Consider the following 12,955-nt stretch of genomic DNA (forward strand, 5'->3'; position numbering starts at 1 on the left):
GGCTTTTTCGCGTATTTAGTAGTGAAGAAACAAATTTAAACGTTTGTTCGCTTATTTCTTGCAAATATATACTAAATCAAAGTATAATTAGTACGTATTAAATTGAGGATTATACTAGAGGAGGAAAAATACTTGGCCAAAGATGAGAAACAGGCTGCATTAGAAAATGCACTGAAGAAAATTGAGAAAAATTTTGGTAAAGGTGCTGTTATGCGCATGGGCGATAAGGCAAATACTAAAATTTCGACCATTCCATCTGGTTCGCTTGCACTTGATGCAGCTCTTGGAGTTGGCGGCTATCCGCGTGGAAGAATTGTTGAAATTTATGGGCCTGAATCTTCAGGTAAAACTACCGTAGCTTTGCATGCTGTAGCAGAAGTGCAAAAGCGCGGGGGAACAGCTGCCTATATTGACGCAGAAAACGCAATGGATCCTGCCTATGCAGAAGCACTTGGTGTTGACGTTGACTCACTTATTTTGTCACAACCAAATACAGGTGAGGAAGGCTTGCAGATTGCTGACACGCTGATTACTAGTGGCGCGATTGACATTTTGATAGTTGACTCAGTTGCTGCTTTAGTGCCCCAAGCTGAAATTGATGGTGAAATGGGCGACAGCCACGTCGGACTTCAAGCACGGTTAATGAGTCAGGCTTTGCGTAAGCTTTCTGGTAATATTAATAAAACCAAAACAATTGCTATTTTTATTAACCAGATTCGTGAAAAAGTTGGGATTATGTTTGGTAATCCAGAAACCACACCTGGTGGACGTGCACTGAAGTTTTATTCGACAATTCGGCTAGAAATCAGACGAGCTGAAAAGATTAAGCAGACTGGTGGAGAGATAACCGGTAATCGTGTCAAGATTAAAGTTGTCAAGAATAAGGTTGCGCCGCCATTTAAGGTTGCTGAAGTTGATATGATGTATGGTAAAGGGATCTCACAAAGTGGTGAACTTCTCGATATGGCAGCTGATAAAGATATTATTGCCAAGGCCGGTTCGTGGTACTCGTATAATGAAGAGCGAATTGGTCAAGGACGTGAAAACGCCAAGAAATACCTTGAAGACCACCCAGATATTTATGATGAAGTCCAACAAAAGGTACGTCAGGCATATGGCATTGATGAAGAATCTGTTGCTGAACGCGAAGATCCTGAAAAAATCAAAGCTAAGAAAACAAAAGAGACTGAGAGTAAAGAAAAGGAAGCTTCTGATAAAAGAGAAGCAGATAGCAAAAGTAACTAAAGTCGAAGAGATTAACCTTGACCTGTAAAATAGGTCAAGGTTTTTTTCTACTTAATTGACATCACCACCACGGTTCATTATTATTAATACTGTGTGAATAATCTTAAAAAAATAAAAAAGGCGATAGTAATCATGACAAATACAATTTTGATTCCCGTCGCAGTTGCTATTATTTCAATTTTATTGGGAACAGGTATTGGATATGCTATTCGCAAGAATGGCTGGGAAAAAAGAGCGCAAAATGCTCAAAACGATGCCGACCATATATTAACCGAGGCAAAAGCACAAGTAGATGCTGCAAAAGCTGAAGTCAACGCACAAAAGCAAGCAGCAGATGCTTTAAAGCAAAGTGCACAAAACACGAAAAAAGAAAAAATTCTTGAAGCTCAAGAAAAGATTCAAGAATATCGACAAAAAGTTGAGGATGAGTTAAACGTCAAGCGCGATGCGATTGCACGTGATAATAACCGTTTACAGCAAAGAGAAGATACTCTTAATCACAAGAATTCTTTGATGGTAGAAAGGGAGGATGAACTCAAGGAAAAGGAAAAGCAGCTAGCTAAAGAGCAAACTGATCTAGATCAAAAAGTTCAGGAAGCTGATGAACTAGTTGAAAAGAGCCAGCAAAAGCTCTATGAAATTGCTCATTTAGATAAGGAGCAGGGTAAGAAACTGGTGCTGAGTCAATTATCAGATGAGTTAGTCAAAGAACGAGCAGAAATGATTAGAAATAGTAATGAAGAAGTTCAAGCTAAAGCTGATCATTATGCACACAAAGTTATTATTGACGCAATTCAAAGCAGTTCTGCCGATACTGTGGCAGAAACAACGGTATCGGTTGTAGATTTGCCAAATGAAGAAATGAAAGGACGAATTATTGGTCGTGAGGGCCGTAATATTCGCTCCTTTGAGGCACTTACTGGAATCGATTTAATAATTGATGATACACCGAAAGTTGTTACTCTAAGCGGTTTTGATGCAATCAGACGAGAAATTGCCAAACGAGCAATGGAACGTTTGATCAAGGATGGCCGGATTCACCCAGCTCGAATTGAAGAGATGGTTGATAAGGCACGTAAAGAAGTTAATGATGATATTTATGAAGCTGGAGAGAGCGCTTTAATGGAATTAGGAATTCATAAAATGAATCCTGAGCTTGTTAAAATACTTGGTCGGCTAAAATATCGGACTTCTTACGGTCAAAATGTTCTTGGCCATTCGATTGAAGTTGCAAAACTAGCCGGTACAATGGCGGCTGAACTAGGTTTAAATGAGAAATTAGCGGTTCGCGCGGGATTATTACACGATATTGGAAAAGCCATCGATCATGATATTGAAGGGTCACACGTTGAAATTGGTGTAGAATTGACAAGAAAGTATCATGAACCAGATGTTGTTGTTAACGCAATTGCAGCGCATCACGGGGATGTGCCGAAGTTATCGTTTATTGCTGAATTAGTTGTTGCAGCAGATACGATTTCATCGGCTCGTCCAGGTGCTAGGAGTGAAAGTTTAGAAAATTATATTAGAAGATTGACTGAACTGGAAAAGATTGCTAATAGATATGATGGGGTTAAGCAGGCATATGCCATTCAGGCTGGACGTGAAGTTCGGGTAATGGTTGAACCAGAAAAAATTTCTGATGATCGCATCACGGTATTGGCACGTGATATCCGAAATCAAGTTGAAAAAGAGCTTGATTATCCTGGTAATATTAAAATTACAGTTATTCGAGAAAAACGAGTAGTTGCAGTTGCAAAATAAATAAAAGGTTGAACTTTTATAGTTCAACCTTTTTTGTTTGTTCTAAAATAAAACTAAAAGCATAATTGTTGGCGCGTTTAAGCATAAAATTGCACCAAAAAGCATATTTTTAAAAAATGAAAGGGTATACAATACGAATTAGATAGGAGGACAATGATGGATCAAGCAGTCGCTAAAGATCTAAAAGGCTTTTTGCAAGAACTAGGATATCCGTTTGATTCTATTTCAGCTTTGCTAGATTCTGGAAATATGACGCGTTATTTTAATTCAAAGTGGCTAAAAAGTTCACATTCATTTGCCATATTAGATCAAAAAGCAACTGATGAGCAGCTGTTAGCTTGTAGTGATGTAAGCAATATTTACCAATTTGTTCCTCCTTATTTTGCCGCGCTATCTAGTAAAAACGGGTTGCAGGCAATCGAACGGCTTTCATCATACGAGCAATTAATTGGGCCAATTGAGATTGGTACTTTCAAAGAGGGGGAAAAGCTAAGAGTTCATATAAGCTATTTAGATGATTCGCGGAAAAATTCTAGGTTTAGTCTATTGGTGGATCAAATCTCATTGATTAGTTTGCTTAGGACTGGGACCGGTAAGCTAATTAAGCCATTATCAATTGGCAGTAAATTTAATTATGGTAAGAAAATAACTGAATACTTAGGACTTAGTGCCCAAAGCTGCCATGATAATTACTTGGTTTTTAGTAAAAGCGATCTGTTAAAACCATTTTTAACCCAAAATGATATTATGTGGAATTTTATGGAACCAGGATTAAAAAAATATATCAGTGACTTAAAGGTTGATCCACCATTCAAGGCAATAGTGCAGAATACCTTGTTTAAACTAATTGCTGGCGGGAATTTTCAATTAAAAGATGTTGCTAATGCGCTAGGAATATCACCGCGAACTGTTCAGCGATGGTTAAAAAATGAGGGAACAAGTTATAAAGAGCAAGTTAATGAAGTCCAAAAAATTTTGGCACTTAATTTGTTACAGGATGCGACACTAAATACAGCTGAAGTCAGTTTTTTAGTCGGTTTTAACAATGTGACTACTTTTTACAAAGCATTTAAAAGGTGGACAGGGAAAACTGTCCTGAAATACCGACACCAAATGATTATTAATAAAAATAGTATTAATGCCGCTAGCTAATTATGCAAAAAGAGGATAGAAAAATGTTTTTGCAAGATAATGATTCATGGAATGCAGTTTATGATGTAGTTGTAGTTGGTTTTGGTGGTGCTGGGGCAACAGCAGCTCGGTTTGCAGCGGATAACGGGGCCAATGTTCTTTTAGTCGATAGCGCACCTGAAGGACATGAAGGTGGTAATACTCGTTATTGTGGTCAAATTGTTCAGGCAGGATATGATTATGATCAATTGAAAAAGTATTACCAACAATTAACTGCCCCGCTTGATTTGGATGAAAAAGTTTTAGATACCTTTATTAAAGGGATGGTGAATTTACCGGCTTATTTTAAAAAATATTTAGGCGGAAAAGCCTTTAGTGTTCGCAAAAATCCGGGAAATAAGAACGTAGCGCTTTTGGCATATATGATTGCTGAATACCCCGAATTTGAAGGTGCGGAGACAAATGATGATCTCTTAATTCATGACCGAATTTTTGATGCGGCATTGTGGAAGAAACTACGGCAAAATGTACTAGACCGCAGTGATCAGATTTCAGTTTTATATTCAACGCCAGCCAAACACTTAATTCAAAATGAAGCTAAAACAATTATTGGTGTTCAAATTGAAAATAATGGTCATTTGTTCAATGTTAAGGCTAAAAATGGTGTGGTTCTGGCATTAGGCGGCTTTGAAAACAATGACCAGATGATTCAAGATTATTTGGGAGAAACGAAACTTTTGCCATACGGCACTCTATATAACAAGGGCGACGGAATCAAAATGGCTATAGAAGTTGGTGCTGATTTGTGGCACATGAATAATTATGAACCAGGCGGTGCCGTTAATATTGCAGCGCCAAAAGGCGAACGTGCTCATAATATCATGGGCTGGAAAGCTTTGTTTGAGGGTTCACTAATTACGGTTGGTGATGACGGTACCCGCTATATTCCTGAAGATGATCCAACCCGTCATGGTCATCGCTATAACCATGGTTTATGGCGGATTCCCCTTGCTCAAATTCATCCGCATTTAATTTTTGATCAAAAGAAATATGACGAATTTTTGGCTGAAGATTTAGATAATTTCCAGCGCGAAGTTTTAAATAAAGTAGTTAAGTCTGACACAATTGCTGATTTAGCAAACGAAATTGGCGTTAAAGAAGAAACCTTACAAAACACACTTAAAACATATAATTTCTTTGTTGACCAAGGTGTTGATTATCAATGTGGTAGAAAGCCAGAAACGATGGCTAAACTTTCCTTGTCTGGCCCATTTTATTCTTTGAAACAGCAGCACACGATGCTTAATACTCAAGGTGGACCAAGACGAAATGAAAAGGCGGAAGTACTTGATACAGACCAGCAGGTATTACCACATTTGTACGCTGCGGGTGAGCTAGGTCATATTGGCGCTAACCAATATAACGGCGGCGGAGATATTGCCGATTGCTTGATTTTTGGCAAGATTGCCGGTGAAAATGCTGCTAAACCAAAGGAAAACGATACTGTGACTGGGGCAAGCGCGCAAGTAAACGAGCAGGTCGATTCGACATCGTTTCCAGTTCCTCTTGCAGCTGAAAAAGATTATCCAACCAGTAAAAACCAATATATTGGCAAATCAAGTAGCGGAATGGGTAATGAAATAGTTGTCCGGGTAACCGTTGATGAGCAACAAAAACCGGCTAAAATTGAGGTCCTCAAGGAAAGTGAGTCACCTGATTATGGCGGTCAAGCAATTAAGCAGCTTCAAAAACAAATGGTAAAAGATAAGACTGCAAACGTTGATGTTGTATCTGGTGCTACTTCAACAAGTCGGGCATTTAAGGAAGCCGTCAGTGCTGCTTTAAAGCAGGCTAAATAAAATTAAAAGAGGCAAAAAATGGCTAATTTAAAAGACGGAATTTATCATGGCAGCGGTTCTGGCAATCGTGGCGAAGTCAAGGTATCCGTAACTGTAAAAGATAACCAGATTAAGGCAGTTCATGTTGATGATCAAAATGAAACCGAAGGTATTAGCACAGACGCACTTAAAAAGGCTCCGGAATTGATAGTGGCTAAGCAGTCTTACAATATTGATGCCGTAACTGGTGCTACGATTAGCTTTCAGGCTGTCGAAAAAGCTGTCAAGGACGCTTTGCTTAAAGCGGGAGATCCTAGCGGGCTTGATCAGAAGGTTGATTTACGAACAGCTAAAAAAGAAGATAATGAAGATTATCGCTATCTTGATCCAGACAAAATCCACTTTGAAAAAGAAACTGAGGTATTAATAATTGGTGCAGGCGCTGCTGGTCTTGCAGCCGCAATTTCTGCTCGGCAAAAGGGCAAGGCGGTTATTTGCCTTGAGTATGCATCAAGCTACATGTTGTCAGATATGACCTTATCAGGCGGTTATTATAATGCAGGTGGCGGTACAAGCTTGCAAAAGGCCCAAGGAATTACGGATTCAAAGGAAAATTGGAATAATTACTTAAAGGCAGTTGGTCAAGGGTATGAAGATCCCGATATGCGTGAAGTAATCGTTGAACACGGTGCTGAAGATTATGAGTGGTTGGCTAATGATGTCGGAGTTAACTTTCAGGAAGTTCAGCAAATCGGTAATGAAGAAGCAATGAAAAAGTATGCTGTTCCGGCAGCCCGCTCACACTTGACTGTTGAAAAAAGTGGCTACGGTCTTTCCAAACCTTTATTCAAGCGTGCTCAAAAATTAGGTACTGAGTTTATTTTTAATATAACAGCAGAAAGTTTAATTACCAATCAAAGTAACCAAGTTATTGGCGTGCATACCAATAAAGGCAATTACCGCGCTCAAAGCGTGATTGTTGCTACTGCTGGTTTTTCGCGTAATAAGGAAATGCTCAAAAGTTTTGCCCCGGATTTTGCAGTAGGAGAATCATATGGCTCAATTAGGCAAATGGGCGATGGAATTCGAATGGGTGCACAAATAGGTGCCAAGCTAAAAGATATGTGGATGCCGATTGCCAATTCAATTGGAACACAATCTGGTGATAATGTTTGTATTGGACCTTTATGTACTGCTTGGACCAAGCCTTATATTTGGGTTGGTACTGATGCTAAAAGACATTTTCGGGAAGACATGTATTTTGAATTTGCTTCTAAAAAAATTGCCAGTCTGGATCAAGGTTTTGTGTGGTTACTTTTTGATGAGGGAATGGCAAATGAAATGCCGACAGCCTTTTCTGCCCCGGCCGCTTCGCCACATTTGAAACGAGAAGTTGAAGATGGCTATTTTAAAAAGGCAGAAACCATTAAGGCTTTAGCTGAACAAATTGGGTTAGATTCTACCGTTTTGCAGGCAACGATTACTAAGTGGAATAATGATGTTCTTAAAGGGCAAGATACGGAATTTGGTCGTGAAAAAGACCTGACGGCTTTTAAACCACCATATTATGCTGCCAAATTAGCTCCTTCAACTCCAGATATGGCAGGAGGCTTAAGCATCAATCGGAGAGCTGAAGTTTTGGATAATCAAGATAGGCCAATCGCTAATCTATACGCGGCTGGCAGTACTACTGGTGGTTGGCGGGGCATGACTTATCCTGGCTGCGGCATGGGCATTACCAACGCAATTGTTTTTGGTCGTATTGCTGGTGTTAGTGCGGCGAATAATGCAACTAAGAAAGTCGATGCCAGCTCTGGTGCCTCGCAGCACGACTAATAATAAAGAGACTGGGAAAACCTATTCTTTTAAACTATCAGAAAACTTGATCTAGCATGGTGAGAATCCCAAAATTAGGTTAGTTTAATAAATTTCAACAGAGGACTAATTCTTGATATTTAATCTAAGGGTTAGCCCTTTAGTTTGGCTTTAATTTTTTCAGTTAGGGAGAGGGACTTTCACTAGCCACTTTTGCTAATGAATAATTAACTTTTGATGACGCTGTTTGCCATAAAGTGACGCAAAATAACATATTTAAATATAATGAAAGGGTATACAATACAAACCAGGCGGAGGATAAGAGATGGATTTAACGGTATCTCGAAAGTTAAAAAATGTATTACAAAATTTGGGTTATCCATTCAATTCAACTTCAGGGGCATTGAACACTAATATAATTGATAAAAATCTGAATACTAAGTGGACTAAAGATTCGCTTTCTTATGATGTTCTAGATAAGGAAGCAACCGATAAGCAGCTTTTGACTTGCTGTGATGTCAGTATTTTTTATCAATTCGTTCCTCCTTATTTTGCCGCACTTTCTAGTAAAAATGGCTTGCAGGCAATTGATCGGCTTTCGTTATATGAACAGCTTATAGGTCCTATAAAAATGGGTGTTTTTCGGGAAGGTGATAATTTTCGTATTCATATTAGTTATTTAGAAGAATATTGTAAAAATTCGAGGTTTAGTTTATTAGTTGATCAGATATCTCTAATAAGGTTGATAAGAACAGGTACTAATAAAGAAATTAGACCTGTTTCAATCGGGAGTCAGTATTCATATGGAACAGAAATCACAAAATATTTAGGAATAAAGCCGCAAAAGAGTTATGACAATTATTTAGTTTTTAGAAAAAATGATTTGGTGAAACCATTTTCTACTCAGAATGATATTATCTGGGATTTAATAAAGCCCGGTCTCAAGCAACATATTGAAGATCTTGATATTAACCATACTTTTTCTGCTACAGTTCAAAATATCTTATTTAAGTTAATTGCTGGCGGTAATTTTCAGTTAAAAGATGTAGCGGATAAAGTTGGAATTTCATCACGAACAGCCCAACGCTGGCTGAGAAAAGAAGGTACAAGTTTTGAAGAGCAACTAACAACTGTTCGAAAAGTTTTAGCACTCAATCTTCTACAGGATATTACATTAAGTACCGCAGAAGTGAGCTTTTTAGTTGGTTTTAAAGATGTAACTTCATTTTATAAAGCTTTTAAAAAGTGGACTGGAATGACAGCGTTAAATTATCGTCATCAGATGATGCTAAAGAACAAATGATTTAATTTGAAAACTGTATTTCATCAAAAATAAGGAAAGCAGGGGAAAATACAATGGCTAATTTAAAAGACGGTGTGTTTCAAGGCACTGGAACAGGCAATCGTGGATCAATCCAGGTTTCCGTAACGGTAGAAAATAATAAGATTAAAAATGTTAAAATTGACCATCAAAATGAGACAGTTGGTATTAGCACAGCTGCCCTTGAAAAGGCACCTAAATTAATCGTTGAAAATCAATCGTATAACATTGATGCAGTTACCGGTGCAACCATCAGTTTTCAAGCAGTAGAAAAGGCTGTAAAAGATGCTCTGTCTAAAGCTGGGGATGCAACCGGACTAGATAAAAAAGTTGATCTAAGAAAAGTTGCTAAAAAGACTGACAAACAAGATTACCGCTATTTGGATCCGGAAACTTTAAGATTTGAAGAAAAGACAGATGTTTTGATTATTGGTGCTGGAGCCGCGGGATTGTCAGCTGCGATTACGGCTCGGCAAAAGGGTGCAGCGGTAATTTGTCTTGAATATACCTCTAGCTACATGCTGTCTGATGCTACACTTTCTGGTGGCTATTATAATGCTGGCGGCGGAACTAGCTTGCAAAAGGCACAGGGAATAGAAGATACAAAAGAAAACTGGAATGATTATTTAAAAGCTGTTGGCCAAGGGTATGAAGATTCTGACATGCGAGAGACGATCGTAGAACATGGCGCTGAGGATTACGAATGGCTTGTTGAAGATATCGGGGTTCACTTTGAAGAAGTTCAAGAAATAGGTAATGAGGAAGCCATGAAAGCCTATGCCAAGCCAGCTGCAAGGTCACACGTTACAGTAGAAAAAAGTGGTTATGGCATTACGACGCCTTTATTCAATAAAGCTAAAGAATTAGGTACTAAGTTTATTTTTAATATAACCGCCAAAAACCTAATCACTGATAAAAGTAATCATGTTATCGGGGTACATACAAACAAAGGCAACTTCTGTGCTAAAAGCACCATAGTAGCAACAGCCGGTTTCTCACGAAATAAAGAAATGCTTAAAAGCTTTGCCCCGGACTTTGCAGTAGGGGAATCATATGGCTCAATTAGGCAAATGGGCGATGGCATCACCATGGGAGCACAAATTGGAGCTAAATTAAGAGATATGTGGATGCCAATAGCTACTTGGGTTGCAATTAAATCCGGAGATAATGTTAGTATTGGGCCATTGTGCCCATCATGGACAGACCCATATATTTGGGTAGGAACGGATGCTAAACGACATTTAAGTGAAGATACCTATTTTGAATTTGCAGCTAAAAAAATTGCCACTTTAGACCAGAGCTTTGTTTGGATAGTCTTTGACCAGGATATTGTAGACAAAATGCCAACCGCTTTTTCAGCACCAGCGCCATCCCCACATTTAAAACGAGAAATTGAAGATGGGTATATTAAGAAGGCAAGTACTATTGAGAAACTGGCTGAATTGACTAATTTAGATCCGACGACATTAAAAGAAACAATTAATAAATGGAATAATGATGTTGAAAAAGGTGAAGATACTGAATTTGGTCGTAAAGTTGATCTGACAAAACTAAAAACCCCACTTTATGCTGCTAAAATGTCGCCAGCAACTCCAGATATGGCCGGTGGTTTGACTATTAATAAGAAAACAGAAGTTTTGGATAATCAGAATAATTCAATTACTAATCTATACGCTGCTGGCAGTACTACAGGTGGCTGGCGTGGCATGGTTTATCCTGGATGCGGAATTGGCATCTCTAACGCAATTATCTTCGGTAGAATTGCTGGCCAAAGTGCAGCAGAGAATGCACAAATTGCAACAGATACTAGTTCTGGTGCCTCGCAGCACGACTAATAATAAAAGTGGATTCGTCAAGAATCCACTTTTAAGTTAATCATTAATATTTAGTCGGTAAGCTTTTAATCAGCTTTGGTGGGAGTGATTTGTACATTTTTGATCAAGTCTGTATAATTAAAGCAACTAATTTATGAAAGTAGCCGACTATGTATAAAATTATCGTTGAATTATTTTTCTTAGTGATCATTCAAGCAGCAATCACGCCATTTATTCGTAGACTTGCCTTTGTTTTAGGGGCTGTTGATGTTCCTAATAAGCGGCGGGTTAATAAAAAGCCGATGCCCACTCTTGGTGGACTAGGCATTTTTGTTACTTTTAATATCGGGGCGTTTATTTTGCTGCGAGAGCAATTCCCTACACATGAGGCTTTTAGTGTCCTTTTGGGCTCAAGTGTTATTGTGTTGACAGGGATAATTGATGATATTCTCGAACTTAAACCGCGCCAAAAAATGTTTGGTATTTTTATTGGCGCCCTGATTATCTATTTCTTGGCCGGAATTAAGATGAACGTTCTCAATCTCCCGTTTGTAAATAAGCAGATTGATTTAGGCTGGTGGAGTTTACCAATCACGATTTTTTGGATTCTGGCCTTAACGAACGCCGTCGATTTAATTGATGGTCTTGATGGCCTGGCTGATGGCGTATCAATGATTTCGCTTATTACGATGGGGATTGTCGGCTACTTTTTCCTGCATACCAACCAGCTGTATATTCCAATTGGCTGTTTCATGTTAGCTGCCTGTTTGCTGGGCTTTTTGCCGTATAACTTTCATCCTGCCAAGATGTTCTTGGGTGATACTGGGGCACTGTATATTGGTTTTATGATTGCTGTTTTTTCACTTAAAGGGTTAAAAAACGTAACTTTTATCTCAATGCTAGTGCCAGTCACGATTTTAGGTGTACCAATTACTGATACTATTTATGCAATGATTAGGCGTAAACTTAATAATCAACCAGTTTCGCAGGCAGATAAGCACCACTTGCATCACCAACTGATGAAAATGGGGTTAACGCACCGGCAGGCCGTTTTAGCAATCTATGCGATTTCGTTAATTTTTTCATTTATTTCCCTGCTGTTTTTATTGTCACCCGTATGGGGAATGTGGCTACTGATAGCAGGATTAGCTTTAGCACTTGAACTATTCGTTGAGTCAATAGGTTTACTGGGAGAAAAATATAAACCTCTGCTAACATTGATACAAAAAATTATCAGTTCCCGCAGTAAGAAAGATCCAACTGTTGAAGTATGGCATCTGGGGCAGGCTAAACCAGAACAATTAAAGAAGAAAAATAAAAAGGACTAATTTAGTCCTTTTTTAGTGCTCATGATAATGATGGTCGGTAATTTCGATTTCGTTATACCGCTTTTCACCCTTAGTAAAAGTTACTTCGCCCGCAAGTAAGTTGCTTAACTTTTCTTCTAACTCAGCTTGCTCTTGTTCATTAATAAAAAGATGAATTACAACATCTACGCCATAAGTGATTTTTTCAACGTAAATTTGCTCGTTTGTCAAAAAATGATTTACTTCATCAAAGCGATTATAGGCTACATGAAAACTAAGTTCTTGCTGCAATACGCGCTTGACAACGCCGATCGCCTCGGCTCCCTTAGTAACACTGTTAGAGTATGCGCGAATTAATCCACCTGCACCCAGCTTGATGCCACCAAAATAGCGGGTAACTACTACCGTGACATTTTTGAGTTTCATGAGCTGCAATGCTTTTAATTCTGGGACGCCGGCTGTTCCTGATGGCTCACCATTATCACTGGCTTTCACATGATCGTCGTTTAGTCCGATAGTATATGCAAATGTGTTATGAGTTGCATCGTGGTATTTTTTGCTGACCGCCGCAATCACTTTTTCTGCGTCCTCAACTGTTTCAGTGCGGGCTAATGTTGCGATAAAGCGACTTTTCTTAATCACTATTTCATGCCAACCATTTTCTTTGATGGTTAAGTAATTTTCTTCTTTAGTCAAAAAATTTTGCCCCCTTTTTGCGTA

The 12,955-nt window shown here is 38.6% G+C and carries 9 protein-coding genes; 8 read left to right on the forward strand and 1 reads right to left on the reverse strand.

Going from position 1 to position 12,955, the window contains the following annotated elements; all coding sequences use genetic code 11:
- Positions 1–132 precede the first annotated feature (132 nt).
- The 8 genes from recA to J3U71_RS05290 all read left to right on the forward strand — a co-directional run bounded on the left by recA (position 133) and on the right by J3U71_RS05290 (position 12,256).
- Positions 133–1,245 carry a recombinase RecA gene (gene recA, locus J3U71_RS05255; protein WP_220269369.1) on the forward strand — a complete coding sequence of 371 codons (1,113 nt, stop codon included), beginning with the start codon at positions 133–135 and terminating at the stop codon, positions 1,243–1,245.
- Positions 1,246–1,377: 132 nt separating this feature from the next.
- Complete coding sequence (rny, locus tag J3U71_RS05260; RefSeq protein WP_103752102.1) at positions 1,378–3,009, forward strand: ribonuclease Y; 1,632 nt, start codon at positions 1,378–1,380, stop codon at positions 3,007–3,009.
- Between the two features lie 156 nt (positions 3,010–3,165).
- A complete protein-coding gene (locus tag J3U71_RS05265) occupies positions 3,166–4,161 on the forward strand; it encodes a helix-turn-helix transcriptional regulator (RefSeq protein WP_220269370.1) in 996 nt (331 codons plus the stop codon).
- A 23-nt stretch (positions 4,162–4,184) separates the two neighbouring features.
- Entirely contained in the window at positions 4,185–5,999 is a 1,815-nt protein-coding gene (locus tag J3U71_RS05270) for an FAD-dependent oxidoreductase (RefSeq protein WP_267392860.1), read from the forward strand.
- Positions 6,000–6,017: 18 nt separating this feature from the next.
- A complete protein-coding gene (locus J3U71_RS05275) occupies positions 6,018–7,814 on the forward strand; it encodes an FAD-dependent oxidoreductase (RefSeq protein ID WP_267392859.1) in 1,797 nt (598 codons plus the stop codon).
- A gap of 304 nt (positions 7,815–8,118) precedes the next feature.
- Complete coding sequence (locus tag J3U71_RS05280; protein WP_267392858.1) at positions 8,119–9,096, forward strand: helix-turn-helix transcriptional regulator; 978 nt, start codon at positions 8,119–8,121, stop codon at positions 9,094–9,096.
- Between the two features lie 53 nt (positions 9,097–9,149).
- Complete coding sequence (locus J3U71_RS05285; RefSeq protein WP_267392857.1) at positions 9,150–10,949, forward strand: FAD-dependent oxidoreductase; 1,800 nt, start codon at positions 9,150–9,152, stop codon at positions 10,947–10,949.
- Between the two features lie 149 nt (positions 10,950–11,098).
- Positions 11,099–12,256, forward strand: a complete 1,158-nt coding sequence (locus J3U71_RS05290) for a glycosyltransferase family 4 protein (protein WP_103752106.1) — start codon at positions 11,099–11,101, stop codon at positions 12,254–12,256.
- Between the two features lie 12 nt (positions 12,257–12,268).
- Here J3U71_RS05290 and J3U71_RS05295 read toward each other — a convergent pair whose 3' ends face one another.
- The gene (locus J3U71_RS05295; RefSeq protein ID WP_267392856.1) at positions 12,269–12,931 is read right to left on the reverse strand and encodes a YigZ family protein; all 663 of its coding nucleotides are present in this window, start codon (positions 12,929–12,931) and stop codon (positions 12,269–12,271) included.
- Between the last annotated feature and the right edge of the window lie 24 nt (positions 12,932–12,955).

The organism is Lactobacillus sp. B4015 (genome assembly GCF_026536055.1).
Classification (GTDB): Bacteria; Bacillota; Bacilli; order Lactobacillales; family Lactobacillaceae; genus Lactobacillus; species Lactobacillus panisapium.